Source organism: Amycolatopsis ultiminotia, from assembly GCF_039536925.1.
Lineage (GTDB): Bacteria > Actinomycetota > Actinomycetes > Mycobacteriales > Pseudonocardiaceae > Amycolatopsis > Amycolatopsis ultiminotia.
Window position 1 is genome coordinate 581314 of sequence record NZ_BAAAZN010000002.1, and the last position, 24949, is coordinate 606262.

Sequence of the window (24949 nt, forward strand, 5' to 3'; positions counted from 1 at the left end):
GGGGGAAATCCCGTGCTGGACACCGCAGGAGTCGCGACGCTGTTCGCGGACGAGATGAAGACCCACCACGGCAAGCTGCAGGGCAAGGCCGCCGATTCGCAGGCCGCGCAGCACGCGCTGCAGCAGGCCGCGCACGCGATCACCGAGCAGCACGACGCGCAGCGCAAGGCCGCGCACTCGCTGCTGAACGCCTGGCAGAGCAAGGCCGCGCCGGGGTTCGAGAAGGATTCGGAGAAGTTCGGCAAGGACCTGGCCGTGACCGCGGAGGCGAGCCGCAAGGGTGCGCGAGTGGTCGGTGAGGTCACCGACGCGCTCGCCGGGCGGCACCAGGCGACCGGCAAGCTCATCGACGAGTTCATCGCGAAGGCCCGCAAGCTGATCGACGCCGGGTACCTGCTGGCGCGCAGTGGCAGCCCGGCCGCACTGCTGCTCGCGATCGGCGACGTGGCCGATCTGGCCGGCAAGTACCTCAAGGAGTCCTCCGGGCACCTGAAGAACGCGCGCGCGGAAATGGAGGAGGCCTCGCGCAAGCTGAAGGAGCTGCAGAAGGACCTCGCCCACGACGGCGTCGCGGACTCCGGTTCCACGCACCACAAGCCGGCCAAACCCGGGCACCACAAAGAGCACGAAAAGCACAAGAAACACGAAAACCACAAAAAACACGAGCAGCACCACGGCAAGACGACGCCGAGTCACAGCAAGAAGGTCGACAAGATCCTCGACCACGCACGGTCCAACCTCGGCTACCACGAGGGCCCGAACAACCGGAACAAGTGGGGGCCGACCGGCCAGCCGTGGTGCTCGTACTTCGCGACGTCGATGTGGCGCAAGTCCGGCGTGGACATCCCGAAGTACGGGTTCACCGGCGACGTCTACAAATGGGGCCAGCGCCACCACCTCGCCTACGACCGGGGCGCGATCGCGCACCACGCGCGCCCCGGCGACACGATCCTGTTCGGCAGCGGCCCGTCGTACGGCAGCAGCGAGCACATCGGGATCATCGAGAAGGTCGACGGCAACAAGATCACCACGATCGAGGGCAACGCGAGCGACCAGGTCGAGCGCAACACCTACACGCTGCCGCGCGACCTGCACCGGTTCTACGGAGGGGTGCACCCGAAGTGAGCATCACCGGGACCGCCCGCCGCGGCGGAGTTGCCGTCGAGGTCGCGCCGGGCGGTGCGCTGCGCGGGCTCGAACTCACCGCGGAAGCGCTGCGCGGCGGCGGTCCCGCGCTGGCGGGCAGGATCCTGCAGGCGGTCCGTGAGGCCGCCTCGGAGGCGAACGAACGGGCCCGGCAGGCGGTGACCGCCGAACTCGGCGTCCTCGGCGACGACGAGCTGACCCGGCTCGGCCTCGGCCGGGAGGAGGCCCTCGCGGAACGGGCCGAGGACACCACCCCGGACACCTGGAGGGCGTGATGGACGACGAACGCGGGGTCGACGACCTGATCGAACTCGCCGACGAGATCCCGGAAAGCCTCGGCCTGTCCGCCGGACTGTCCGAGATCAGGGCAACGGCACGCAGCAAGGACCTGTCCGTGACGGTCGACGTGCACGGCATGCTCGTGGCACTGGACGTCGGCGAAGCGGCATTGGAACGGGGCCCGGACGCACTGGCCGCGGAAATCTCCCGGCTGAGCGCGGAAGCCGGAACGCGCGCCCTGCAGCAGGGAATGCGCGCCGTCAAGGCCGGCTGCACGCCTGCGGTGACCGCCGCGATCGGGGATGCGCTGGAACTGGAGGACGAACCCGCCACACAACCGCCGTCCGCCGACGCGGCCCCGTCGCCCTCGCCGGCACCCCGCCCGGCACCCCGTCGCCCCGCGTCCTCGGACGACGAGGAGGAGGGTTTCGTCCTCAAACCGGTGCAGGACTGACCCGCCGGACCGCCGGACTGCGCACCGGGTGCCGAACCGGTGCCGACCGCCCGGCCTCGGCCGCGGCTCCGGGGAAGTACCGGCTGTTCGGCGCCGTGGTGGCTGATGCGAGCGTGGATGGCGACGTGCTGGTCGAAAACCCGGTGCCCGGCGGTGATCGCGGCTCCGGTGGGGTGCGGCTGCTCGGCCGCCGGGCGTTCTCCGGCGGCGGCTCGTCCGATGTGGACGGGGCGGTCCTCACCCGTGGGCGGCGCACGTCGTGCACACCCGATCCGCCGGTGTCACCCTGAGGCCATGACACACTACGCACTCACCCAATCGGTGGCGCTGGCGGCCGACCTGGAGGCGAAGGGATTCCTCGGCACCGTCGGCAAGATCGCCGCCGCGACGGTCATCTTCTTCATCGCGGTCGGACTGATCGTGGGGCTGCTCCTGGGCTTCTTCATCGGCCGCTCGGTGGGCCGCAAGCAGGGCACGCGCTCCTAGCCCGGTATCCGGCCATCCCGGAGCGGTCACCGCGGCCGGCCGCGGTGACCGCCGCCGGATCCGGCCGAGGGGGCGGCACCGGGATTCGGCCGGCGGGGTTCGGCCGGGGACCGGCGGCCGGGTTCGACCGGCGGCCGGGTTCGACCGGCGGTGGGCGACGGGGTTGGGCAGCCGGGTTCGACGGGGGGCCGGCGGCCGGTGGTGGACGGCCGGGCGGGTGTTGTCCGGAACGGGACAGAACCCCGGATGGCTCTTCACCGTCCCCGCCTGGCTTCTTATTCTGGAAGGCATTCCACTTCCCGGTGAGGGGAATGTCTATGCGGACATTGCTCGTGGTGGTGCTTGCCCTCGTTTCACTGACCGTGCCGCGTGCGGCTCCGGAGCCGGTCTGCGTGGTCTCCTGTGATCAGCTCGATCCCTCGCACGCCGCGCAGGAGACGTTCCCGGTACCGGATCTGACGGTGAACGGGCGCGTGGTGCGGTTGCACGCCGCCGACCCGGACGGTATGGCCTGGGCGAGCGTAGACGACGGCCAACCGGGTGATTCCGTGTGGCTCGACCGTTCCTGGGACGGCGGCGGCAGCTGGGACGGCCTGCTCGGCAAAGCGGCCGTGCCGGACGCGGGGACCGGCACCCGCACCCTGATGTACAACCTGACCGACCCGGTGACGCACCGCCGTGGCCTGCTCCGGGCGTGCGGGGACGCACAGGGCGTCGCATGCACCGCCTGGATCTACCCGGCGGCCTGCGACGCGGCCTGCGACGGTTCCGCACCCGGCGCCGGGGACACCCAACCGGTGCCCGCCACCGCGATCCACGGCCGCGCCGTCTCACTGCACTTCGACGATCGTGGCCTGGCCTGGGCCGGCCTCGGTTCCGGCGGCGCAGGAGACGAGGTCTGGCTGGACCGGTCGTGGGACGGCGGTGCGAGCCGGCCGGACGGTGCGTCGCTCGGGCGGACGGGGGTACCCGACGGTGCGAGCGCGACGCAGACCGCGGCCTTCGCGACCAGGGATCCGCGCGGCCGGCTGTACGGCGGCGCGGTCCGCGCCTGTGGCCGGGAGGCCACCCACGACGACGGCAGCTGCACCGCCTGGGCGCGGCCGGCTCCGACCATGGCCGGCGGCGCGGTGGATGCGCTGATGTGGTCGTACGACCCGTACCGCGCCTGGTGGCCTTCCAGCTGGTGGAACTCCGCGGTGGCGGTGACCGCCCTGGCGAACGCCGGGCCCGGGTTCGAGTCCACCCTGGCCAGGGTGTTCGACGTCAACCGCGCGGCTTTTCCTGCCGGGGAACGGAGTTCCGATCCGATCGAGGGTGACTTCATCAGCCGGGCGGTCGACGACACCGCGTGGTGGGGACTGGCCTGGACAGCCGTGTACGACCGCACGCACGACAGCCGTTACCTCACCGAGGCCACCACGATCGCCGACTACGTGCAGGGCTTCTGGGATCCGGGCACCTGCGGTGGCGGCGTGTGGTGGGACAGCGAGCGCACCTACAAGAACGCGGTCACGAGCGGGCTGTACCTGCGCCTCGCCGCGGCCCTGCACGTGCGGATCCCCGGGGACACCGAATGGGGCCGTCGGGCCCGTACCGCCGGCGACTGGTACCTGGGCAGCGGACTGATCAACGCGTCCGGACTGGTGAACGACGGCCTCACCGCGGACTGTGCGAACAACGGCCAGACCGTGTGGACCTACAACCAGGGCCTCGCCGTCGGCGGCTTCGTGGAGCTGTGGCGGGCGACCGGCGAACAGTCCTATCTGGACACCGCGCGCCGGCTCGCGGATGCGGCGATGACCGGGCTCACCGAAGGCGGGGTCCTCGTCGAATCCTGTGACCTCGGCACCGGTTCCTGTGACGACAACCAGAAGCAGTTCAAGGGGGTGTTCGCCCGCTACCTCGGCGATCTGGCGGACGCTACCGGCGAGCAGGCCTACCGGGACTTCGCGCGGCAGCAGGGTGTGGCGATCTGGCAGCAGGATCGCGATCCGCTCAACCGGATCGGCGAACGCTGGACCGGCACCGCGCCGAACGTGACCGACTGGCGGACCCAGGCCTCCGGCGTGGAGGCGCTGCACGCGGCGGGCTGAGACACGACCGCGCCGGACCATCCGGAATGGACGGTCCGGCGCGGAAGCCGGTCAGCGGGGCCGGGTCACTGCCGGATCAGGTAGTCGCTGTTGGCGACGTTCCAGTGGGTGGCGAGGTAGTTGTCCTCCGGTGGATTGGTGTTGAAGTAGTCGTCGCCGTTGCAGTCGATCTGGTTCTCCGGCGCGCCTTCGCAGGCCTTCACGAGCCCGCCCGGCGGGTCCGGGATGCCCCCGTCGTCGTAGCACATGATGTCCTCGTCGTCCCAGCAGTGCCCGTTGCTGGTGGCGTTCGGGGCACTCGACTGGACCGCGCCGAGGGTGTGCAGCAGCTCGTGCCCGCTGGCCTGCCACGACCAGCAGCCGGTGCCGATCGTCGCGTAGTGCGGGCCCGCGTTGTACGGGTTGTCCGCACCGGGGCGGTCGTCGCCGCCGTTGCCGAAGGCAAGTCCGCAGCCGTCCTTGTCGTACCAGACCAGGTACTTGCGGTCCTGGTGGTCGTAACCCTGCGCCTTGATCGCGTCGGTGATCGTGTCCACGGTGTCCATTGCGGCCGGATCGATCGCCACGTCGTCGAGCGTGATGTGGCAGTCGCCGTCGGTGGTGAACCGGACGTGCCGGACCCCGCCGCCGAGCCGCTGCGCCGCTTCGACGAAGTCGTCGTCGATCTGGTCGGCGAAGCCGCGGAACTGGTCCACCAGCTCGTCGTGCCGGTCCGGCTGGTCCGTGCTGTGCACGTAGAGCGGCTGGACGCGTTTGCCGCTGGTGCCGTCACCGTCGCACACGGTCGAGTGTGCGACCGGTCCGGGCGCGGCGGCCGCCGTCGTCGTCACCGGTGCGGTCGCGGCCAGCGCGCCGGCCAGTATCGCGGCGGCCCCGAAGGCCATCGCGCGTTTTCTCCTGATCACGAGTGTCCGCCTCTCCTTGTCCTGGCACCCGGCCCGGTCAGACCGGGTGGTGGAAGGTCACGGTGAAACCGCTGCACCCGGCGCATTGCCGGACAACCTGATTACCTCCTTCGGTGTCCTGTTTGGACCATGCGTACGCCAGCGGGCAATGGCTGGAAATCGCGTCACTGTAAGGGGTTTTCTCGTCGCGGCTCGGGTTGGTGCACAGCACCGGTTTGCCGCTGTCGTCCGTGGTCAGGTTCTCCGGAGGGCAGTACTGCAGCAGTGGCTCGGAGCAGCCGACCGATTCGCAGTCGGCACGCGGTGAGTGCGCACCGCTGCCCGCGGCGTCGATCGTGATGGGCGTGGACACGCCGTTCACGTAGCTGACGTTGTACCACGGGGCCAGTTGGTCCGCCGGGTCGAAGTTGAACTCGGCAAGGCTCGTCGGCTGCTCGCCGGTGGTACACGAGCCTGCCGAGGGGCCGCAGTCGCCGATCGCGCAGTGGAACGAGCTGCCGTCGTCGCCGGCGCAGCCCTGGCGGCCGAAGAACTTGCCCCGCCAGTGCCCACCGGACATCGGCACGGTGACCGTGGCCTGCTGGCCGTCTTCGATGGCAGGCAGCCCGCCGGGGTTCTCCGAACCGTCGGCGTTGACGCCGCTGCCGATCCAGAGCGTCTCGCCGCTCTGGTTGACGAAGGTGACGGTGGGGCCGTCCTCGGTCGTCGCGGGCGCGGGCGCGGGCGCGGGGGTCGCGGCCGAGGCTCCGCCGCCTGCCATCATCGCGGCGGCCGCAACCGCCGCCAAAACCGAAAACAGGGCTTTGCGCATCACTGTTCCTCCCTCGTCGGAACCGGTACGCAAAAAGTGTCACTGCGGCCTGCCGGTCCCGTCTTTACGGTCAAGCCGCACAGGTGCGCCGAACTCCGGCAAGACAGACAACCGGTCAGGCACCGGCACGAGTATTGACGAATCCGCTGTGGCCTCTATTCTCACAAGCGGTGTGGAGCGGCACACCGGATTCGGGCACTCGCCGTCGTCCTCACCCTGGAGTGCATTCGCCGTGTCGTCTCGTCCTTCCCGGACCGGGAATTCCGGTCCGGCCGCGCAGCAGCTGCCCGGCTCGTGCCCGGCGCAGCGGGCGATCGCGCTCGCCAGGGCCGGGCGGGAACCGGCGGCCGCCGTCCACCAGGCCGAACTGGCACTCGCCGATCCCGGCTGCGCCCGTGGCCCCGACTGCGTCCTCGACGCGCTGACCTGCCTGGTGCTCGCCGGTGAGCTCGCCACGGCCGACCGCGTGGCGGCCCGGCTCGGTCACCACGACGACCCGGCAGGCGAGCTGCGCGACCGGGGCGCGCTCATCCGTGCCCGCACCGCCTGGTGGCGCGGCGACCTGGACACCGCGTGGGAGCTCTACGCCCGCCTCGGGGATCGCGCCGATCCGGCGCTGCGGCCGGTGATCGTGGCCGAAACGGTGGAACTGCTGGTCAGCCGGGGTCAGCCGGCCGCGGCGTATGCCGTGCTCGTCGCGTACGGCGAGGTACCGATGCCACCGGAGCTGCGCTCCGCCCGTGGACTGGTCGCGATGGTGGCCGGGGACTTCCGCGTCGCACTGGCCGAGCACCTGACCGCAGGCCGCCAGTTCACCGCGGACGGGGTGGTCAACCCCGCGATCTCCCGGTGGCGACGGCGTGCGGCGTGCTGCGCCCGCGCGTGCGGGGACGCGGAACTGGCCGCCGAGCTGGCGCGCAAGGACCACGAGGATGCGCTCGCCTGGGGTGAGCCCAAGGTCGTGGGGGAGGCGCTGGCCGCAGTGGCGGTGCTGGCCGGTGACGGGCACGAGATCGAGCTGCTCGGCGAGGCCGCGGAGCTGCTGGAAGTCGCCGAGGCGGCGATCGAGGCAGGCGAGACGCGTTACGAACTCGGCTGCCGGCTGCTGCGGATCGGCCACGAGGCATTCGCCCGCGTCCAGTTCACCAAGGCCGCCGCGGGGTTCCGCGGCGTCGGGAACCGGCACCGCGCGGCGCGGGCGGAGGAGGCTCTGCGCGGGCTCGATCCGCGGCCGGGCCCGGCGCTGACCCCGATCGAGCTGAAGGTCGCGTTTCTCGCACTGGCCAACTACCGCAACCAGGACATCGCGGCGAAGCAGTTCCTCGCGGTGCGCACGGTCGAGTTCCACCTTTCGCAGGTCTACCGCAAGCTGGGTGTGCGAGGCCGCGACGAACTCCGTTTCCACCTGCTCGAGCCGGAACCTGCACCGGCCGAATGACCGGCAACGGGAATAATCTGCTTCGATGCGATTTCTTTTCGGCGGGGAGATAGTCCGCCGGATACCCGGTAACGCTCGTCGGCTGCGAAAAAACAACCGACGGCCGTGCAATTTTCGTGCCCCCGCGTACCCCGGCTTCGATCTTCACACCAACGAGTGACATCCATCGTCGGTGCGCGAGGGTCGTGGGTGCGAAACGAGCTGTTCATGGCGGTTCGGGCGGGTCGCCCGGTGTCGTCCTGGTTACTCCGTCCGGACGAACGGCAATTCGCCGGCGCTGCTGCCCGTCTTCCTCCTGCTACACCGGTCCGCCGGTGAAGGCGCACCATAACCGGCGATGTGACGGTGAAAACTTGCCGCCAGCGAGGCAGAGGAGCATCTCTTGTCGGTCACGGAGGTGGAAAAGCCAACGGCCGCGGGCGCCTGTCCGGCCTTCGGGCTGCCTTATGTGCCCGGCGGCGCCGCGGCCGCGCGAGCCGCTGCCGCGGAGCCGCCCGAACGCGACCACGCGCTGCGGGCGATCGCGATGGCCAACAGCGGGGAGAACCGGGATCTGGTGATCCGCGAGGCGGTCTTCGTGTTGCGTTCACCGGGCAGGCAGGACGTTTTGTCCTTCTGGTATGCCGCCATGGCGCTGGTGCACGCCGGGGAGACCGGACTCGCCGAGGAATGCTGCGACCGGATGCTCTGCGGGCGCCGCACCGGCACCCCGGGTGCGCCCGCGGAGTTCGCGCTGGCCCTGCGCGGCAGGTTGGCCTGGCTGCACGGCGATCCGGCCACCGCGATCGAAATGCTCGCCGACGCGCTCGAACGTGATCCGGAGCCGCGGCTGCGGGATCTGCTGGTGGCCTGGTCGATCACGGCGCACGTCAGCCGGGGCGAGCTCGACGCCGCCTACCGGCGCATGCTCGACCACCTGTGCTGCGAGTCCTATTCCGGCAGCGACGACAAGCCGGCACTGCTGGCCGCGCTGGGGGAACTCGAACTGGCCGCGGAACGGTACGAGGTGGCGAGGACGGCGTTCCTCGAATGCGGACGGCTGCTCACCGAATGCGGGGTGCGCAACCCGGCGGTGCTGCCGTGGCGGTCTCGTGCGGCGTTGTGCGCGAACGCCTCCGGCCGCCACCGGCTGGCTTCGGTGCTCGCCGAACGCGAACTGAGACTCGCCCGCCGCTGGCCGGATCCGCGGACGCTCGGCGTGGCGGCGCACGCGCATGCCGTGGTGCTGGGCCGGACCTCCGGCGATGCCCGCGAGGCCGCGGACACGCTCGCCGGTGGCCCGGCGGTCGAGGAACTGCTCCGCGCGAGATACGACCTGGCGCACTTCCTCAACGCCGAGCAGGAGTATCCGCAGAGCCGCATCGTGCTCGCCGGTGTGCGGGACCTCGCCGCCAAGGCGGGTTACGCCGGCTGGGCCGGGCGGGCGGAGTCGGCGCTGGACCGGCTCCGCCGCCAGGCCGGCGACCGGCTCACCGCGCAGCAACGCAAGATCGCGGAGCTCGCGCGGTCGGGGATGAGCAATCGCCGCATCGCCGAGCAGCAGTTCCTCACCGTGCGCACGGTGGAGTTCCACCTCTCGAGCGTCTACCGCAAACTCGGGGTCGCCGGCAGACGGGAGCTGGCCGCGCTGCCGGCCCCGCTGCCGTGACCGGGACGGCTACTGGATTTCCCAGTCCACCTGGATGATCCCGGGTGCGGTGTCGGACAGCTGCTGGAACGCAGGAAGGCTGAGGTCGATCTTGGTGGGCTCACAGGTCGGGCATTTGTCCTTGATGGGCACGGTGATCGTCTTGCCCTCGAAGGTGACCTTGATCGACTTCGAGCACAGCGGGTCCTCGTTCGGGTTCGGCGAGGTCCAGAGCGCGGCCGGGGCCGCGACCAGCATTTCGGCGTTCGGGTCGATCTGGGTTCCGCATGCGCCGTAGCCGGGGTCGGTGTAGTAGCTGGCGCTCCCGCTGGTGGCGGGGCTCGCACCGGCGGTCCCGGCGAAGACGACCGTCAGTGCGGCTGCGGCGCCGACGGCTTTCAGCAACTTGTTCATAACGGGTACCGCCTTTCGGAGGGGACTGTGCAACGGAATCCGGCTCAGCGTCCGGGCTTCGCCCGGCCGGGCGCAACGGTGCGGGGTCGCAGCTGTGGGACTCCCGCAACCGGGGTGCCCGGCGTTGCGGTCCGGCCGAAGGGAAACCGCAGATATGCCCCCGGCGTCGTTACTGTCGTCCGGGCAGGACCGGAGAAAGGGAGACAGCCATGAGGTTTGTTCGTCCGCTGGCGCTGGCCGTGTCGACGGTACTGGCGGCAGTGACCTTGTTCCCCGCAACCGCCTCCGGCACCGAACAGGACGGTGCGAAGAAGGGCGTCAGCCTGACGAACGTCGACGGGGTGGCCGACGCGCTCCGGGACTCCGGGGTGGGCTGGTACTACGACTGGGCCAGTGATCTGCAGGGCGTCGACAAGCCGGACGGCGCCGAGTTCGTGCCGATGATCTGGGGCCCGGACTCGGTCACCGACGAACAGCTCGACAGTGCGAAATCGCTGGGCAGCACGCTGTTGGCGTTCAACGAGCCGGATCTGGCCGGACAGGCGGAAATGTCGGTGGACCAGGCGCTGGAGGCCTGGCCGAGGCTGGAGGGGACCGGTATGCGGCTCTCCGCACCGGCCGTGGCAGGCGGGGGTGACCAGCCGGGCGGCTGGCTCGACGCGTTCATGAGCGGCGCGCAGGAGCGCGGCTACCGCGTCGATTTCATCCCGCTGCACTGGTATGGCGGGGACTTCTCCCCGGCCGCGGTCGACCAGCTCCGCGGGTACCTGCAGGCGGTCCACGACCGGTACGGGAAGCCGATCTGGCTCACCGAGTACGCGCTGACCGACTTCTCCTCGGGCACCCCGCGCTACCCGAGCCCGGAGGAACAGACCGACTTCGTGCGCAACTCGACCGCCATGCTGCAGGATCTCCCGTTCGTCGAACGCTACGCCTGGTTCACCCTGTCCACCGGAACCGCGCCCACCGGTCTCTACGACGGCGCGCAGCCGAACGCGAGCGGGAACGAATACAAGGCAGCAGGCTGAAAAGCGGCCGGGGCACGTTCCGGGGGGCTCCGGGGACGAGGTCAGTCCAGCGTGGCGTTCTTCGTCTCCGGTGCCCACAGCAACGACGCCCCGAGCCCGGCCACCAGCACCAGCGTGAGCACCAGCATGGTGGGGGAGAAACCGATGCTGTCGAGGCTGAGCGGGAGCAGGAAGGTGCCGACCGCGGAGCCGATCCGGCTGAGGCCGTTGAGCAGGCCGACGCCGGAGCTGCGCAGGTCGGTCGGGAACAGCTCGGCCGGGTAGACCTGATCGAGGTTCACCGCGCCGGACATGGTGAAGGTGAAGACGAGAAACAGCGGGAACAGCACCGCGGTGGGCGCGTCCGGCCAGATCGCCATCGGCGCCAGTGCCGCGATGAGCACCACGAACGACCAGATGGTCAGCCCCCGCCTGCTGGCCTTCGCCACCGCCCACAACCCGCCGAGGCTGCCCAGGAGCAGGAACAGGTTCAGCAGGCCGTCGCTGGTGGTGTCCTCGTCGCCGACGCCCATCTTCAGCAGCATCAGCGGCAGGAAGGTGTAGATCGCGAAGTACGGGATGACCTGGGCGTTGTAGAAGATCGCGCCGAAAGCCGTGTGCCGCCAGTACTTCCGGCCGAACAGCTCGCGGTAGCGGGCCCGGCGCTCGCCGCGGTGCGAGCGCACCAGCGATTCGAACGCGGTCCGGTCGCCGCCGAGCCTGCGCACCACGGCGCGGGCCTGGTCGAGCTTGCCCTGGGTGAGCAGCCACCGCGGGGACTCCGGTACGCCGATGCGCAGCAGTACCACCACGACGGCCGGCAGGCAGCTGCTGGCCAGCAGCCAGCGCCAGGAGTCGTCCCCGAGCGCCACCAGGTAGTTGCCGAAGAAGAACGCCGCGACGTAGCCGACGGTCCACAGCACGGTCAGCGAGGCGAGCAGCCCGCCGCGGTACTTGCGGGGTACGAATTCGGCCACCAGCGTCGGCCCGAGTGCGTAGTCGGCGCCGATGCCGATGCCGATCAACAGCCGCAGCACGAACAGCTGGACCGGATCGGCCACGAAGAACTCCGCCGCCGAGGCGAGCGCGATCAGCAGGAAGTCGAGGGTGTAGAGCCGTTGCCTGCCGATCTTGTCCGCGGCCCAGCCGACCAGGACGCTGCCGAGGAAGATGCCGATCAGCGCGGACGCGCCGAGCAGCCCCTCCCACACCGAGCCGAACCCGAGCCGTCCGGCGATCACCGGCAGCGCGATGCTGATGATGCCGAGTTCGTAACCGTCGGAGTAGTTGGCGCAGAACGTCAGCGCGGTGATGCGCAGGTGGAAGCGGTTGAGCGGGACGTCGTCGAAGGCGGTCTCACTCGGCGAGGAAGAGGTCCTGGTCTGCGGCATAGTCTTCGAAGCCTTCCAATCGTTGCCGGGCGAGCGCGCCGGCCGCGTCGGCCATCGCCTCGACCAGAGCCACCGACAGGGACACGACCGCGGCGTGGGAGTCGAAGACGAACTCCGAGGCCACACCCGCGCCGAGCACGTCGTCGGCGGACGGGGTCAGCACGGACACCGGGCGGTCCGTGATCAGCAGGGTGCGCAGTCCGAGTGAGCGCGCCTGCTCGAGTGCTTCGGCGCTTTCCCGCGGATACCGGGGGAGCGCGAACAGAACCATCGCCTCGGCACCGCACCGCTGTGCGTGTCGCAGGACGTCCCCGAACACACTGCCCGCGTCGGTCACGAGCCGGACGTCCGGGTGGATTTTCCGGGCCAGGTAAGCGAACGACGAGGCCTGCGCGGCGGAGACCCGGTAGCCGGTGACGACCAGCGGCCTGCTGTCCATCAGCCGCCCGGCGATACCGCGCAGCCGGGTGTCGTCGGCGAGCTGTGCCCGCAGTGCCTTCAGGTTGCGCAGGTCGGCGTCGATCGCGGCCTGGAACTTGTTGCCGCTTTCGGCGGGCGGTTCGACAGGCGCCTCGCGCAGGGACCGGCGGAACTCGCCGTAGCCGTCGAAACCGAGCAGGGCGACGAACCGGGTGACCGACGGCTGGCTCACCTCGGCGCACTGGGCGAGTTCGGCGCTGGTCAGCGCGGCGGCGTCGGCGGCGTGGTCGGCGAGGTAGCTGGCGATCCGCCGCTGCGCCGGGGTGAGCCGGTGCGCGGCGAGCAGATCGTGCAGCGACCGGGGCATCGGACCTCCCGCCGTCTTGCCCTCCGGGCGAATGAATAGTTTCATGTAACCTTAAGAGTGAATGAAAACTTGTCAAGTGGGGCCGTGATGACCGACAGCAGCCGAATCGAGATCAGCGGGACCGGGCTCCGATGTGCCGACGTGGTGCGGGTGGCCCGGCTCAGCGCATGGGCGGAACTCGGCCCGGACGCGATGGCGCGGGCCGGGCAGAGCTACGAACTCGCCGTCGAACTGGGCGCCAAACGAGCGGTCTACGGCCGCACCACCGGGGTGGGGGCCAACCGGCACACCGTGGTGGATCCGGAAAGCGTCGACCAGCACGGGCTGCGGTTGCTGCGCAGCCACGCCGCGGGCACCGGTGAACCGTTGCCCGGTGACGCGGTGCGCGCGGCGATGCTCGTCCGGCTGAACCAGCTGGCCGCGGCGGGCAGCGGCGTGCACCCGCGGTTGCTGCGGGCGCTGGAAACCGCGTTGCGGGTGGGCGCGCAACCCCTGGTGCACTCGCGGGGCGCGATCGGCACCGGCGATCTGACCTCGCTCGCCGAGGTCGCGCTGACCCTGGCCGGTGAGCTGCCGTGGGCGGCGGGCGCGCTCGATCCCGTCGCGATCAGTCCCGGCGACGCGCTGGCGTTCATCTCCAGCAACGCCGCGACGCTCGCGCAGGCCGTGCTGGCCTGGCACGACCTGACCCGGCTGCTCGACGCGAGCACCGTGGTGACCGCGCTGACGTTCTGCGCGCTCGGCGGGTCGGCCGAGGCGTACTCCGAACGCGTGCACCAGGCCCGGCCGCATCCCGGCTCGGTGCGGTGCGCCGCGCAGCTGCGCCGTCTGCTGACCGCGGCCGACGACCTGCCACCGGGACGGCGGCTGCAGGACCCGTTCGGGCTGCGGGCTTTCCCCCAGGTGCAGGGCAGTGCACTGGAAGCCGCGGCGAACGTCGAGCGGGTGCTGGACATCGACCTCAACGCGGCCGCGGAGAACCCGCTCATCGACATCGAGACCGAGCAGGCCTACCACCACGGCCAGTTCTCGACCGCGCACGTGGCACTCGCCTTCGACCACCTGCGTGCCGCACTGCACCACGTCACGGAACTGTCCGCGGCGCGGCTGAGCGACCTCGTCGAGCCCGACCTCAGCGAACTGCGGCCGTTCCTCGCCGAAGGGCCCGCCGGCAGCTCGGGGATCATGATCCTGGAGTACGTCGCGCACGACGCCCTCGCCACACTGCGCCACGCCGCATCGCCGGTCACCCTCGGCACCGCGGTGATCTCGCGCGGGCTGGAAGACCACGCGAGCTTTTCCACGCACGCCGTGCGCAGCACCGTCGCCGCCACCGCCGCGTACCGCACCGTCCTCGCCTGCGAACTCCTCGGCGCGACAAGGGCTTTGCGGCTCGCCGGCACCCCGTTGCCGGACACGCCACTGCGCGAAGCGTTCGAGCTCGCGTCCTCCGTCCTGCCGCACACCACCGAGGACCACCCGCTCAGCAACGAAATCAGCCTGGCGGAAACCCTCCTCGGCAGACTTGCCCTGCTGTAACCGAGTGCGGCCGGCCGGCGCAAGGCCCGGAACCTACGTACCGGCAACGACGTCCAGCTGGTCCGCAGCATCGCCAAGGCGCCGGACGACGGGGCCGCGACGGCGCCGTGATCGGACCGGCGAGAGCATCCGTGGCGGGTGCCGCGCGCTATGCCCGAGCGGTTCTCCGCCAACGGCTTCGCTTCACTCACCGGGACCACAGCGGACGGTGATCGCGGGTTGCGCGGGCCCCGGCTGACCGACGTGCCACGAGACTCGCCCGGGATCGGCGCTGCGGACGACGAATCCGCCGATCCGTGGCCGGCGCTGATCGCGGACCGGATCCGCGTCGGCGGTGACCTCGATGCCACCAACCCGCACGTGGAGGGCGGGCGAACCCAGTTCGACGACATCGTTGCTCGACGCGGGCGGACTGGTGACCCGGGATCTGTGTCACGACACCGGGTGCGCCGCCAGCCGGTCGCGTGGTGCGGGGAGTTCGCCGACAGCGGGACTTTGCGGGTCGCACGGGGTTGGTTCCCGCGCTGATCCTGCTCGCCGTGGCCGGATGGGGGAGCGCGCTCGGGCTTTCCACGCCGGCGCGGCCGATCGTGCTCGGTGCGGTCTCGGTGCTGACGGTGGTGGTCCTGGCCGGCGCGGCCGTCGGGGGCGTGCGTGGCGGCGGACGACGGCCCGGCTGAGCTCGGAGAAGGTCCGGACCCGCCGGGTGAAGGTGGGGCGCGCGTTGGAACTGGTCGCGCTGGACGTCCGGCAGGCCGACATCGACATGAAATCGGCTCTCACAGCTCGAAATCAGGGTGCTGGAACTCGGATCACCCCGAGGCGGGTTCCGGACGCACTGGCCACCGCGGTCGAGACAGGTGAGGCCGATCCGGATGCCGGCCGGGCCGCTGCCGGACGCTGGATGATCAGCAGCCTGGCCGCCCGGTATGGAGAAAGCGCGCGCACCGGTTCAGTGCGGGACCGGGTGGCGCATCGGCACGGTCGCTGCGCTGGAGGCGATCAGCACGGTTGCGGACCGGCGGTTCGCCGCGGACAGCCGGTGTGGGCGCGCCGAGTCGAAGTGCGCCGAATCGCCTGTTTCCAGGGTTTCCTTGCGATCGTCGACGGTCAGCCGGACGGTGCCGGACTCGACGTGCAGCCATTCCTCGCCGACGTGTTCGGCCAGGGTGGTCGGTTTCCCTGCCGCCAGCTCGATGCGGACCACTGCGATAGTGGCCCGTGGACCGCTCAGCACGGTGTAGCGGCCGTCCTGTCCTAGGTGCACCGGTGCGTCGCCGGCCCGGACGAGGTGCAGGTCGTCCTCCTCGCGTTCCTCGACCAGCCGGCTCACCGAGACGCCGTAGACGCGCGCCAGCTGCAGCAGTGCGCCGATCGATGGCTGCCGCTCGCCCTTTTCCAGCCGGGACAGGTGTGGTGCGGAAATGCCGGTCTGCTCGGCGAGTGCGCTGAGCGTGATCCCGCGTTCGGCACGCAGTTCGCGGAGCCGTTCGCTCACCCGCAGGTCGATGTCGTCCACTGCTGCCACCCTGGTAACCCTACAGAACGGGGCAATTCCGGGAACCGAGCCGAGTCAGTCGAGGACGTCCGGTTCCTGTTCGACGACGAGGTCGGCGAGGAGGGCGAAGTTGTGCCGGGCCATGGTGGGATTGCTGAATTGGCGGTGCGCGAGGCGGACTTCTTCGTCGGTCATCACGCGGGGCGTGCCTGCGGCGTCGGCGAGGAGCTGCATCTGGCAGGCGCGGTCCATGGTGATGAACCACCAGGCGGCTTCGCCGACCGTGCGCCCGACGGTGAGCAGGCCGTGGTGGCGGAGGATGGCGGCGCGTTTGTCGCCGAGCCGCTGCGCGATGCGTTCGCCTTCGGTCTTTTCCAGGACCAGTCCGCGGTATTCGTCGAAGACGATGTGATCGTCGTGGAACGCACAGGATTCCTGCACGATCGGGGCGAGCGGTTTGCCGAGCGACGAGAAGGCGCGGCCGTGGATGGTGTGTGCGTGGGCGACCGCGATAACGTCGGGGCGAGCGTGGTGGATGGCGGAGTGGATCCAGAAGGCCGCTTTGTTGGTGCGCGCGTTGCCTTCGGCGACGTGCCCTTGTTCGTCGATGAGCAGCAGGTCGCTGGTCTTGATGCGGGAGAAGTGCACGGCGTACGGGTTGACCCAGAACCGGTGCGGGAATTCCGGGTCGCGTGCGGTGACGTGCCCGGCGATTCCTTCGTCGAAACCGTAGCGGGCGAAGAGCCGGAAGGTGATCGCGAGCTCGCGTTTGCGGCGTTCGCGTTCGGCAGCGGGGGATTCGGCGGACTCGCCCAGTTCGGGCAGGTCCAGCTGGGGGATGTCCTGGACGGTCCGGTCGGCCGGGGGAGTCATCGTGGGGTCCTCCTCGGGTGCGATGTAGTGCGAAGCATGCGTCGCCGAGGTCGCGATGTCAACCTGGTAGGCAATTCGAACTGCCTCAGGGGCAACGTCGTCGCGGTGCCTTTGCCTGCCGGGGAAGTGTGCTCTGCTCGAACCGGTCCTCCACCGGCGAGCTGGGCGGCTTCCTGTCTGAACGGGTCCTCTTTCGCGGCGTCGCGGGAGACGTCATGATCGGGGGATGACCACGACCTTGATCACCGGAGCCAACAAGGGCATCGGCCGGGAGACCGCCCGCCGCCTCGTCGAGGCAGGCCAGGATGTTTGGCTCGGCGCGCGCGACAGTGCCGCGGGCCAGGCCGCAGCAGAGGCGCTGGGTGCACGCTTCGTGCAGCTCGACGTGACCGACGATGCCAGCGTCGCCGCCGCCGTGCAGACGATCCGTGCCGCGGGCACCGGCCTCGACGTCCTCATCAACAACGCCGGAGTCGGTGGCGCCGTCCGGAGCGTGCCCGAGACCACGGTCGACGACCTCGCCGCGGTATTCGACACCAACGTGTTCGGGATCGTGCGGGTCACCCGTGCTTTCCTGCCGTTGCTGGAAGCTTCGGAAAACCCGGTCATCGTCAACGTCTCCAGCGGACTGGGCTCACTGACGCGGACCAACGATCCGGAGCGGGCCGAGGGCCGGTTCACCGCGCTGGACTACCCGTCGTCGAAGGCCGCGGTGACAATGTTGACCAGCCAGTACGCGCGGGCACTGCCCGGCTTCCGCGTCAACGCCGCCGACCCCGGCTACACCGCCACCGACCTCAACGGCAACAGCGGCACCCAGACGGTCACCGAAGGCACGGACGCGATCGTCGCGCTCGCCCAGATCGGCGCCGACGGCCCGACCAACACCTTCACCGACCGGCACGGCGTCGTGCCATGGTGAAAGGCGAGAGCCATGGTGCCGAGCACCCGCCGAACCGGACGGCGCCGACCACCCGGTCGGCTCGCCGGGTTTACCGCAGCGCCGTTTCCAGTGCGTCGATCGCGAGTGTGCGGGCGACGTTGGCGGCCCTGGTGTCGAGCGCGGCCGAGGAGCGGGAAGTCGTGGACCATGCCGGCGGCGTGGACGGAAGAGTCGGTCGAGGGGTCGGTGGTTGCCAGGGGTTACTCCTTCCCGGTGACGTCGGCGACGATCCGCCGCGCGAGCGCGGCCGAGGAGCCGGGGTTCTGTCCGGTGTAGAGGTTGCGGTCCACGACGACCTTTGGACCTCGGCGGCAGGCCGGACGTGTAGTCCGCACCCGCCTCCTTGAGGCGGTCTTCCATCGGTCCGTGCCCGCCGGAGTAGAAGACGACGTCGAAATCGTCGGGGTCCATTTCGGACAGATCGGCCGGCAGCCGGAGCGCAGGTCCGAGCCGCTGGAGTTCGGTCTTGAGCTTCTTGGCGGTGTGCGGGAGAACGCCGCCGTTGATGCCGAGGCTGAGCTGGTCGACGACCGGCGTCGTGCCGGCGGGGGTGGCGAGCGTGACCTCCAGTCGTCGAAAACCGCCGGGGGCGGTTATGCCGCGTTCGGAACCGAGATCGGCACGGGCATGTGCAACGCGAGCTGGCCTTTGGTGGTGACGTCGAGCCGCACCGTTCTGATCGGCTTGAGCGACTGCAGGTCCTCGGCCATCCGCCCACGGCCGAGGTGGAGGTCGACGTCGCGCGGGAACGTGGTGCTGCCGGCCGCGAGCACGTTGGTCTGGCTCAGGGTCGAATGCCACGCACCGTCGATCGAGGTATACGAGGTCAGCGTCGAAACGCGCTCGCCGCTGGGAAAGGTGTGTTACGCGGGGGTCGGCACCGACAGTGCGAGATCGGTGTCGCCGGCGTCGTCGGCCACGCGCGCGATGGTGCGGCTGTCGTCGATGTCCACGTCGAGCTCGGTGACCCACTTCGGAAAGCCGTAGCCGTCGTGTCCCCGTACCTGGGCGATGTCCGTGCTCACCGGCAGGGACAGCACGTAGGTGTCGAGGTGGTCGTTCTTCAGGGCCGCGACGAGGTCGATGAAGCCGAGCCGGCCATGGCGGGCCGGTTTCACGGCGACGCCGACGGCGGCCTCGGTGTAGAAGTCGATGTCGCACACGTCGTAGCGGAAGAAGATCAGCGATGCCGAGCCCAGTTCCGGCGCGACCTCCAGCGGGGCCAGTTCCTTGGGCAGCTGCGCGCGGATCGCACGGGAGGGCGCGAGCATCGTGAGCCGCGTGGAGGACATCCGGTAGTAGAAGTTCGGCGTGCGCGTGGGCCCGATCGGTGAGTCGACCTTCGTCTTGGGCAGCAGGCGGAAGAAGTCCACGCTGCTGACCCTCGGATCGCGAGCGACCTCGGCCAGGTCGGTGTCCATCCGGAACCGGTCGTACAGGCCACCTCTCGGGACCGTGACCGTGCGGCCGCCGAGCTCGGCCTCGGGCTCATTTCGAGGCTGAGGCTCGGGCGGAAAAGATCGCGTCGAACGAGGAACGCACCCGGTTGGCGACCTCGTCGGGGGAGGTGGTCGCCAGTTTTCCGTCCAGGTGAAGGCAGGCCAGGCCGTGCACCAGCGCCCAGCCGGCGGTGGCGAGTGACGGCGCGTCGGCGTCGGGGAAGATGCCGCCCAGAACGCCGCCGAGCAACTCGTGCACCTCGGCCGCGGCGCGCACGCGATCGTCGTTCGTATCGTCGCATTCGTTGCCGAACATCAGCCGGAACAGTGCGGGCCGGCGAAGGGCGAAATTGACGTAGACGTTGCCGAACTCCGCGAGGTCGGACACCGACCTCGGCGGCTCGCCGCCCTTGAGCAGATCGGCCTTGAGATCTCGGAGGCCCTCGGCGGCGAGGGCGGACTCGAGTGCGTCCCGATCGGCGAAATGACGGTAAGGGGCCGTCGGCGACACGCCTGCGCGCCGGGCCACGGCGCGCAGCGAGAACGACTCGCCTTCTTCGAGCATGCGCATCGCGGTGGTCAGCAACGTCTCTCGCAGGTTGCCGTGGTGGTAACCGGCCTTACTGGATGTTGACATCGCTTACATTGCCTCCTGCTCTCATGTGAGCACCGTAAACATACTGCAAGATCCAAATGGTGCACGCCGAAGCGCTCACCGGCCCCGCGGGGATCGTTCTCGACGCCGATTCGCCGCTGGAACCGTTCCGCGAGTGGGCACGGGCCGCGAAGAGCGGCGGTTCGCAGGTCTGGATGCAGATCAACCACCCCGGTCGGCAAGTGCTGGCCAATCTGCCCGGGGTCGCCTGGGGCCCGTCCGCGATCAAGGTCGACGTCGGCAAGCAGAGCAAACGGCTGGCGCAGCCCGTCGAGATGACGGCGGAGCAGATCACGGCGACGGTGGCACGGTTCGCCGAGACCGCCCGGCGCGCCGAACTGTCCGGGTTCGACGGTGTCGAAATCCATGCTGCGCACGGCTACCTGCTCTCGCAGTTCCTCTCGCCGCTGGTGAACAAGCGCACCGACCAGTGGGGTGGTCCGCTGGAGAACCGCGCACGCCTCCTGTTCGATATCGTGCACGCCGTCCGAGAGGTAGTCGAGCCGGCGTGGTGAAACTGAATTCGGCCGACTTCCAGCGCGGCGGATTCGACTCGGCCGACGCCCGCGCGGTGATCGATCTGTTGGCAAGGCTCGCTGTCGATCTGGTCGAACTGTCCGGTGGCAGCTACGAGAGCCCCGCGATGTCGGGCCGCTCCGCGGACGAGCGGACACTCGCTCGCGAGGCGTATTTCCTACCCTGGCCGAAGAACTCGCCCGGACGAGCCCGCTGCCGCTGATGCCGACCGGCGGCGTCGTCCGGCGTCCGGTGGCCGAGGAGATGCTCGCCGCCGGGATGGCACGGGTCCGCAGACAGCTGCGGCGGCTCGGATCCGGCCGGGCGAGCCGGCCGTCGATCAACCCGAAGCTCGCCCTGGCAACGGAAACCCTCCTGCTACGCCGTGCCCTGCGCGGCTACCGCAGCTGGCTGGCCACCCGAAGCCAGCCACCCGCGACGGCACTACCCGTGGACACCGAGCGCGGTAGGAGTCGGTGCCGGGTTCCGGTCCACTTTCCACTGGTCCTCAGTGCACGGAGCCGCCGGCATGGTCGGGGCGGGCGTTGAAGATGGCTCGTACCGCAGCTTCGTCGCCTTCGATGTCGACGAGCTCACGGGTGTCGTCGAGGGTGAGCGCGCCCGCTGCCAGCCCGAGAATGATCGTGACGTCAGCGCGCACAACGGCGGCAAAGGCGTTGAGGTCGCCGCCGTCATGCGGGCTCACCTCGACACCCGACCGCGTCGCCCGCAGCTGGAAAAGCTGATCGTCGACCGCGATCCCCACCGTCGATGACCGGCGAGGAGCCGCCTTGCCCGCGAGCAGGGCCCGGAGGGGCACGACGAGCCAGTCGGCGCGGAAGTGGTCCTCGCCTGGACCACGCACCATGAGCGGTGTGGACCAGCGGATGAGGCTCTCGATCGGCTTCCGCAGCTCGGCGCCCCACGGGGTGAGTGCGTACCTGACGGCGTTGGCTTCCTCGGCTAGCCGACGCTCGATCACTCCGGCGGTCTCGAGGTCGCGGAGGCGATCGGTGAGCAGGTTCGTGGCCACGCCGGGGAGCCCGTCGAGCAGCTCGCGGTAGCGAGCCGGAGCGATCAACAGCTGGCGGACGATGAGCAGATTCCACCGGTCGCCCACCACATCCAACGCGCGGGCGAGACCGCAGTACTGGCCATAGCTTCGACTCATACCCGCTACTTTACAATCTCAAGTCAGCTTGATAAGACTGATTTCGTGTGAAAGGAGTGTGGTGATGGCCGACGCGGCGAGACCGACATGGGTCGACGGCAAACTCGAGAGCCGCCGCGTTGCCTTCGGCTACCAGGGCTTCGGACTGTTCTCGGCCCGGCAGGGCTACCGGTATCCGCCCGAGGAGCATGCCGTGGTTGTGGATTTCGTTGTCCGCCCAGGGCTGTCGGAAGCCACACTGGCCGCATACGGCGGGGAAGGCCCGGCCGGCCCCGAACTGATCCGGCGGTTTACCGTCTCCGCCAAGGCGATGATTGCTGCCGGGCACCGCCGGAGGTACGGCGACGATCCGTGCACCAAGCGCCGACTGGCCCCAGTCGCCATCGGGACAACGACCGCGGGAAGCCCGCTCGGCACGGGAGTGAATCGATGACCGGCACCCCGCACCCCGAGCGAGGCCCGGATCCCGACGCCGGGACCGGCCCGGCCGCACCATCCACCGGCCAACCCGACACCCTGGTCCAAGCTCGTGCGGCGTTGCGGGACGTCTTCCCCCGCCTCGTCACACTTGTGCGCAGCATCCCGGATCCCGACTCCGCATCGATCGGTACGTGGACGGCGGGCGAGGTCGCGGCGCACCTGTCCCATTCTCTTCGCGCCGACACCGACGCCATCGCCGGAAGGCCGGTCCCGGAAGCCATCGTGACGAAGGCCGGCATAGCCGAGGCCACCGCGAAGCTGCTGGCCGAGGACGGCGAACGGGACCCAGCCGCACTCGCGGATCGCATCGGCACGCTGGCCACCAGGTTCGACGACGTCGCGTCGCGTCCGCGACCGGCCACCGTCGAGTGGCTGCAAGGCACCCGCTTGCCACCTTCGGTGGTGGCTTGTCACCTGCTCAACGAGTGCCTCATCCACGGCCACGACATCGCCAAAGCCACCGGGCGCCGGTGGCCGATACAGCATCACCATGCCCTGCTCGCGATCGAGGCTTTCCTGCTGCCGCTGATCGCGGCGCTGCCGCCCACTGCTTTCGTGAATCAGGAGATGGCCGGATCCTTCCGGGCCCGGATCGAACTGCGCCTGCGCGGAGGTCGAAGCACGGTAATGGCCATCGATCGCGGTTCGCTGACGCTCGACACGGGACCTGCGCGCGACGTCGACGCCCACATCTCGGCCGACCCCCCGGCTCTCATGCTGGTTCTCATCGGCCGGCAAAGAATATGGAAACCGCTTCTCGAAGGAAAGCTCGCGGCCTGGGGACCCCGGCCCTGGAAACTCGCCCGCGTGCTCACCGTCATGAGCCCCCCGTAGCCCGTTCGCCGGATTGCACCAGCACGGTCACGCCATCACCGGTCGTCGGGCGCGGTGGAAAACAGCCGCAGGCGTAGCCGTGTGGGTTCCCAGCGGCGTGCCGGGGGGTCGTGGACGGCGAGAATTTGCAGTCAGGCGGTGAGTTTCTGTGACGAGGCGGCGGTGGCGCTGCGTCGCGCAGAGACGCTGATCGAAACCTCAGTACTCGGCATGGAAGAGATCGGCGGCAACGACAAAGTGTTCCGCGCCCGTGCCCGGATTGTGCCGCAGACGTACCTCCTGGCCGCCGCGCGGTACCACCGGCGCCTGGACGATGTCAGCACCTGGGCCTGACGAAACCCGAAGACCAGGAGCCGGCCGAGCTCATGCAACGAGAATTTCCGCAACTGGCCTACAACCTGCGATCCGAAACCGGGATGGTCGCGGAGGCCGCCGACGCCGTGTGGATGAGCGTCCGGCGCGCACTGGAGCCGTTCATGAAGCACCCCAAGCCAGGCCGGTGCTCTCCGCCTTCGTCGCCCCGCCCGCGGTGGAAGACCCCGGACACGAGGGTGAGACCCCGCTGTTCACGATCGCCCACTTCGTCCAGTACTACAACCAGGTCTTCGCCGGACGCCCCGGCAGCCGCGCCATTGCCATCCCCGAATGCTGGCTTGGCCCCCCGGCCTGCTGGCCGAGCTCGCCGCCCTCACCTACACCTGACGGGAGGCCCACCTCGGCACGTACGCCAACGTCCGTGACGGAGCCCGGCAGCGCGGAAACGGCGGCCAACCGGACGGAGAAGACGGTAATGGTGCCGGAGAAGGCGGCGAATAGAGTTGCTGACCGGCTGCCTGGCATGAGGCGACAGCGCTCGGTCTTGTTCGGCCGGCCGAGCACCACATGCACCGTCCGGTCATTACCGGTTCCCGACGAGCGGGAGAACGCTTTCGACAAATTCGGCCTACTTCAACCACGTCAGTTTCTGCGAAGGTCCCTGCACCGGAACGACCTCGCCGTGTGCGGAGCGGTCCGGAAGGACAAAATCCGCGCCCGGTGCAAACAAGCCGATGGAGGGAATCCGGATTGTTGCGCGGTACTACGAGGACGACGCTGGGGCGCGGACGGGAGTGCTGCACCGTGTACGCACTGCCTCGTCTGGCTGACCGGGGTCACGGGCTACCGGTTGTACTCGGTCGCCGGGAACGGCAAGACAGACGTTCGCAAGGTCATTGGCGCGTTACGCCGCTCCGAAGACGTCACCCACCATGACCTCACCCGGTCGCGATGCGACGGTTCGGCACCGCGCTCTGGTGCTGGTGCGGGGTGCAGGTCGTGCACACCATGGTGTGGCTGACCGGGGTGCCGTCTTCTCGGACGAGCCGCGCGACGTGCAGAGTCGACCGGCCACAGCGTTCGCACGGAACCGCGACGCTGGTCGGATCGAGCTGGATGCGGGTGTTCACGGCGGAACTCCTTCGTGATCTGGATCTCCGATGCTCCGAGTGCGGCTACCCGGGGCCGTACGGGCTATGCGGACCACGCCTGTTATCACCCGGATAGGCGACAGCGTCGCTCCATGCCCCCGTGTTTCGGTGTCCTTCCGCCGATCGGGGCGGGATTTGGCGGCAGGGAAGGTCGAGTGTGGCCCGTGCAACGGCCAGGCTGAACGGGCCGCTGACCTCTCGCAGGAAAAGAGGCCCACCGTGGCCGACGAGCCACTGCTCAAGGTTGTCCCGTGAGGACGTCACGCCGGGATCGATGATCTTGACGTGGAGCAAGTCATGGCCGACTGCGGCTACCGAGGCAACCCCGAAGTGATCACGCCCTAGCGCAAACCCCGCAGAGGACAACCATCACTGCCACAATGGAAAGAAGACCTCAGTACTGTCCACAAGAGCGCCCGCGCCCGGGTCGCGACCCACGGCATCGCCCGCACACGCAACCTGACCGTGACGACCTGACAGGCGTCACGGCAGAGCACGGCTCCATCATCACCCCGCAAACCCGCCAACACGCTTCATCATTACGGGACAATCTTTAGAGCGTGTCTTAGAGCGTGTCTCACTTGGTTGTTGGTTGAGGTGTGGGCATGATCATGAGCTGTGATGGACGAGTTGTCGCGACGGCTGGTGCCCGACGAGTTGTGGGCGCTGGTCGAACCGTTGATCCCGCCGGGAA

At 69.6% G+C, this 24949-nt stretch carries 31 protein-coding genes; 18 read left to right on the forward strand and 13 right to left on the reverse strand.

Annotated features, from left to right (window positions below; all coding sequences use genetic code 11):
- The first annotated feature begins 12 nt into the window (after positions 1-12).
- The 6 genes from ABD793_RS07565 to ABD793_RS07590 all read left to right on the forward strand — a co-directional run bounded on the left by ABD793_RS07565 (position 13) and on the right by ABD793_RS07590 (position 4461).
- On the forward strand, positions 13-1125 hold the full coding sequence (locus tag ABD793_RS07565; protein WP_344856770.1) for a CHAP domain-containing protein: 1113 nt from the start codon (positions 13-15) through the stop codon (positions 1123-1125).
- Positions 1122-1421 carry a YbaB/EbfC family nucleoid-associated protein gene (locus ABD793_RS07570; protein WP_344856772.1) on the forward strand — a complete coding sequence of 100 codons (300 nt, stop codon included), beginning with the start codon at positions 1122-1124 and terminating at the stop codon, positions 1419-1421. The genes ABD793_RS07565 and ABD793_RS07570 overlap by 4 nt, the downstream gene beginning before the upstream one ends.
- On the forward strand, positions 1421-1879 hold the full coding sequence (locus ABD793_RS07575; RefSeq protein WP_344856774.1) for a hypothetical protein: 459 nt from the start codon (positions 1421-1423) through the stop codon (positions 1877-1879). Before ABD793_RS07570 ends, ABD793_RS07575 begins: the two co-directional genes overlap by 1 nt.
- 98 nt (positions 1880-1977) lie before the next feature.
- Positions 1978-2169: a hypothetical protein gene (locus ABD793_RS07580; RefSeq protein WP_344856776.1), complete on the forward strand. Its 192-nt coding sequence runs from the start codon at positions 1978-1980 to the stop codon at positions 2167-2169.
- 4 nt (positions 2170-2173) lie between these two features.
- The gene (locus tag ABD793_RS07585; RefSeq protein WP_344856778.1) at positions 2174-2365 is read left to right on the forward strand and encodes a Z-ring associated ZapG family protein; all 192 of its coding nucleotides are present in this window, start codon (positions 2174-2176) and stop codon (positions 2363-2365) included.
- A gap of 317 nt (positions 2366-2682) precedes the next feature.
- A complete protein-coding gene (locus tag ABD793_RS07590) occupies positions 2683-4461 on the forward strand; it encodes a glycoside hydrolase family 76 protein (RefSeq protein ID WP_344856780.1) in 1779 nt (592 codons plus the stop codon).
- A 65-nt stretch (positions 4462-4526) separates the two neighbouring features.
- On the opposite strand, the gene ABD793_RS07595 is transcribed toward ABD793_RS07590, so the two are convergent.
- A complete protein-coding gene (locus ABD793_RS07595) occupies positions 4527-5366 on the reverse strand; it encodes a hypothetical protein (protein ID WP_344856782.1) in 840 nt (279 codons plus the stop codon).
- A 37-nt stretch (positions 5367-5403) separates the two neighbouring features.
- On the reverse strand, positions 5404-6177 hold the full coding sequence (locus tag ABD793_RS07600; protein ID WP_344856784.1) for a thaumatin family protein: 774 nt from the start codon (positions 6175-6177) through the stop codon (positions 5404-5406).
- A gap of 232 nt (positions 6178-6409) precedes the next feature.
- Here ABD793_RS07600 and ABD793_RS07605 point away from each other — a divergent pair, with 232 nt between their 5' ends.
- Positions 6410-7615: a helix-turn-helix transcriptional regulator gene (locus ABD793_RS07605; RefSeq protein ID WP_344856787.1), complete on the forward strand. Its 1206-nt coding sequence runs from the start codon at positions 6410-6412 to the stop codon at positions 7613-7615.
- Positions 7616-7997: 382 nt separating this feature from the next.
- On the forward strand, positions 7998-9263 hold the full coding sequence (locus ABD793_RS07610; protein WP_344856789.1) for a helix-turn-helix transcriptional regulator: 1266 nt from the start codon (positions 7998-8000) through the stop codon (positions 9261-9263).
- A gap of 9 nt (positions 9264-9272) precedes the next feature.
- Here the strand turns inward: ABD793_RS07610 and ABD793_RS07615 are convergent, their stop codons facing one another.
- On the reverse strand, positions 9273-9656 hold the full coding sequence (locus ABD793_RS07615; RefSeq protein WP_344856792.1) for a cysteine/serine endopeptidase inhibitor: 384 nt from the start codon (positions 9654-9656) through the stop codon (positions 9273-9275).
- A gap of 209 nt (positions 9657-9865) precedes the next feature.
- Here ABD793_RS07615 and ABD793_RS07620 point away from each other — a divergent pair, with 209 nt between their 5' ends.
- Positions 9866-10684 (forward strand): glycoside hydrolase family protein, encoded by an 819-nt coding sequence (locus tag ABD793_RS07620; protein ID WP_344856794.1) that lies wholly within the window; start codon positions 9866-9868, stop codon positions 10682-10684.
- Positions 10685-10725: 41 nt separating this feature from the next.
- On the opposite strand, the gene ABD793_RS07625 is transcribed toward ABD793_RS07620, so the two are convergent.
- Both ABD793_RS07625 and ABD793_RS07630 read right to left on the reverse strand, forming a co-directional pair.
- Positions 10726-12054, reverse strand: a complete 1329-nt coding sequence (locus ABD793_RS07625) for an MFS transporter (RefSeq protein WP_344856796.1) — start codon at positions 12052-12054, stop codon at positions 10726-10728.
- Positions 12020-12841, reverse strand: coding sequence for a MurR/RpiR family transcriptional regulator (locus ABD793_RS07630; protein WP_344856799.1), 822 nt, complete (start codon positions 12839-12841; stop codon positions 12020-12022). The genes ABD793_RS07625 and ABD793_RS07630 overlap by 35 nt, the downstream gene beginning before the upstream one ends.
- Positions 12842-12928: 87 nt before the next feature.
- On the opposite strand from ABD793_RS07630, the gene ABD793_RS07635 reads away from it, so the two are divergent.
- From ABD793_RS07635 to ABD793_RS07645, 3 genes are all read left to right on the forward strand, one after another.
- On the forward strand, positions 12929-14380 hold the full coding sequence (locus tag ABD793_RS07635; RefSeq protein ID WP_344856801.1) for an aromatic amino acid ammonia-lyase: 1452 nt from the start codon (positions 12929-12931) through the stop codon (positions 14378-14380).
- 150 nt (positions 14381-14530) lie between these two features.
- Entirely contained in the window at positions 14531-14908 is a 378-nt protein-coding gene (locus ABD793_RS07640; protein ID WP_344856803.1) for a hypothetical protein, read from the forward strand.
- Between the two features lie 11 nt (positions 14909-14919).
- Entirely contained in the window at positions 14920-15060 is a 141-nt protein-coding gene (locus ABD793_RS07645; protein ID WP_344856805.1) for a hypothetical protein, read from the forward strand.
- Between the two features lie 272 nt (positions 15061-15332).
- Here the strand turns inward: ABD793_RS07645 and ABD793_RS07650 are convergent, their stop codons facing one another.
- Positions 15333-15908 carry a helix-turn-helix domain-containing protein gene (locus tag ABD793_RS07650; protein WP_344856807.1) on the reverse strand — a complete coding sequence of 192 codons (576 nt, stop codon included), beginning with the start codon at positions 15906-15908 and terminating at the stop codon, positions 15333-15335.
- A 45-nt stretch (positions 15909-15953) separates the two neighbouring features.
- Positions 15954-16751, reverse strand: a complete 798-nt coding sequence (locus ABD793_RS07655) for a class II aldolase/adducin family protein (RefSeq protein WP_344856809.1) — start codon at positions 16749-16751, stop codon at positions 15954-15956.
- A gap of 226 nt (positions 16752-16977) precedes the next feature.
- On the opposite strand from ABD793_RS07655, the gene ABD793_RS07660 reads away from it, so the two are divergent.
- Entirely contained in the window at positions 16978-17673 is a 696-nt protein-coding gene (locus ABD793_RS07660; RefSeq protein WP_344856811.1) for an SDR family NAD(P)-dependent oxidoreductase, read from the forward strand.
- A gap of 221 nt (positions 17674-17894) precedes the next feature.
- Here the strand turns inward: ABD793_RS07660 and ABD793_RS07665 are convergent, their stop codons facing one another.
- The 4 genes from ABD793_RS07665 to ABD793_RS07680 all read right to left on the reverse strand — a co-directional run bounded on the left by ABD793_RS07665 (position 17895) and on the right by ABD793_RS07680 (position 19770).
- Positions 17895-18029, reverse strand: a complete 135-nt coding sequence (locus ABD793_RS07665) for a hypothetical protein (protein ID WP_344856813.1) — start codon at positions 18027-18029, stop codon at positions 17895-17897.
- A 258-nt stretch (positions 18030-18287) separates the two neighbouring features.
- Positions 18288-18467 carry a hypothetical protein gene (locus ABD793_RS07670; protein WP_344856815.1) on the reverse strand — a complete coding sequence of 60 codons (180 nt, stop codon included), beginning with the start codon at positions 18465-18467 and terminating at the stop codon, positions 18288-18290.
- Between the two features lie 90 nt (positions 18468-18557).
- Complete coding sequence (locus ABD793_RS07675) at positions 18558-19115, reverse strand: acetoacetate decarboxylase family protein (protein ID WP_344856817.1); 558 nt, start codon at positions 19113-19115, stop codon at positions 18558-18560.
- A 67-nt stretch (positions 19116-19182) separates the two neighbouring features.
- Positions 19183-19770 carry a TetR/AcrR family transcriptional regulator gene (locus ABD793_RS07680; protein WP_344856819.1) on the reverse strand — a complete coding sequence of 196 codons (588 nt, stop codon included), beginning with the start codon at positions 19768-19770 and terminating at the stop codon, positions 19183-19185.
- Between the two features lie 56 nt (positions 19771-19826).
- On the opposite strand from ABD793_RS07680, the gene ABD793_RS07685 reads away from it, so the two are divergent.
- Positions 19827-20303 carry an oxidoreductase gene (locus ABD793_RS07685; protein ID WP_344856821.1) on the forward strand — a complete coding sequence of 159 codons (477 nt, stop codon included), beginning with the start codon at positions 19827-19829 and terminating at the stop codon, positions 20301-20303.
- A complete protein-coding gene (locus tag ABD793_RS07690) occupies positions 20297-20527 on the forward strand; it encodes a hypothetical protein (RefSeq protein WP_344856823.1) in 231 nt (76 codons plus the stop codon). Before ABD793_RS07685 ends, ABD793_RS07690 begins: the two co-directional genes overlap by 7 nt.
- Before the next feature lie 285 nt (positions 20528-20812).
- Here the strand turns inward: ABD793_RS07690 and ABD793_RS07695 are convergent, their stop codons facing one another.
- On the reverse strand, positions 20813-21475 hold the full coding sequence (locus ABD793_RS07695; protein ID WP_344856825.1) for a winged helix-turn-helix transcriptional regulator: 663 nt from the start codon (positions 21473-21475) through the stop codon (positions 20813-20815).
- A gap of 64 nt (positions 21476-21539) precedes the next feature.
- On the opposite strand from ABD793_RS07695, the gene ABD793_RS07700 reads away from it, so the two are divergent.
- From ABD793_RS07700 to ABD793_RS07710, 3 genes are all read left to right on the forward strand, one after another.
- Positions 21540-21908, forward strand: coding sequence for a hypothetical protein (locus tag ABD793_RS07700; protein WP_344856827.1), 369 nt, complete (start codon positions 21540-21542; stop codon positions 21906-21908).
- A complete protein-coding gene (locus ABD793_RS07705) occupies positions 21905-22789 on the forward strand; it encodes a maleylpyruvate isomerase N-terminal domain-containing protein (RefSeq protein WP_344856829.1) in 885 nt (294 codons plus the stop codon). The genes ABD793_RS07700 and ABD793_RS07705 overlap by 4 nt, the downstream gene beginning before the upstream one ends.
- 138 nt (positions 22790-22927) lie before the next feature.
- Positions 22928-23122 carry a hypothetical protein gene (locus tag ABD793_RS07710; RefSeq protein WP_344856831.1) on the forward strand — a complete coding sequence of 65 codons (195 nt, stop codon included), beginning with the start codon at positions 22928-22930 and terminating at the stop codon, positions 23120-23122.
- A 920-nt stretch (positions 23123-24042) separates the two neighbouring features.
- Here the strand turns inward: ABD793_RS07710 and ABD793_RS07715 are convergent.
- A complete protein-coding gene (locus ABD793_RS07715) occupies positions 24043-24234 on the reverse strand; it encodes a hypothetical protein (protein ID WP_344856833.1) in 192 nt (63 codons plus the stop codon).
- Positions 24235-24949 lie beyond the last annotated feature (715 nt).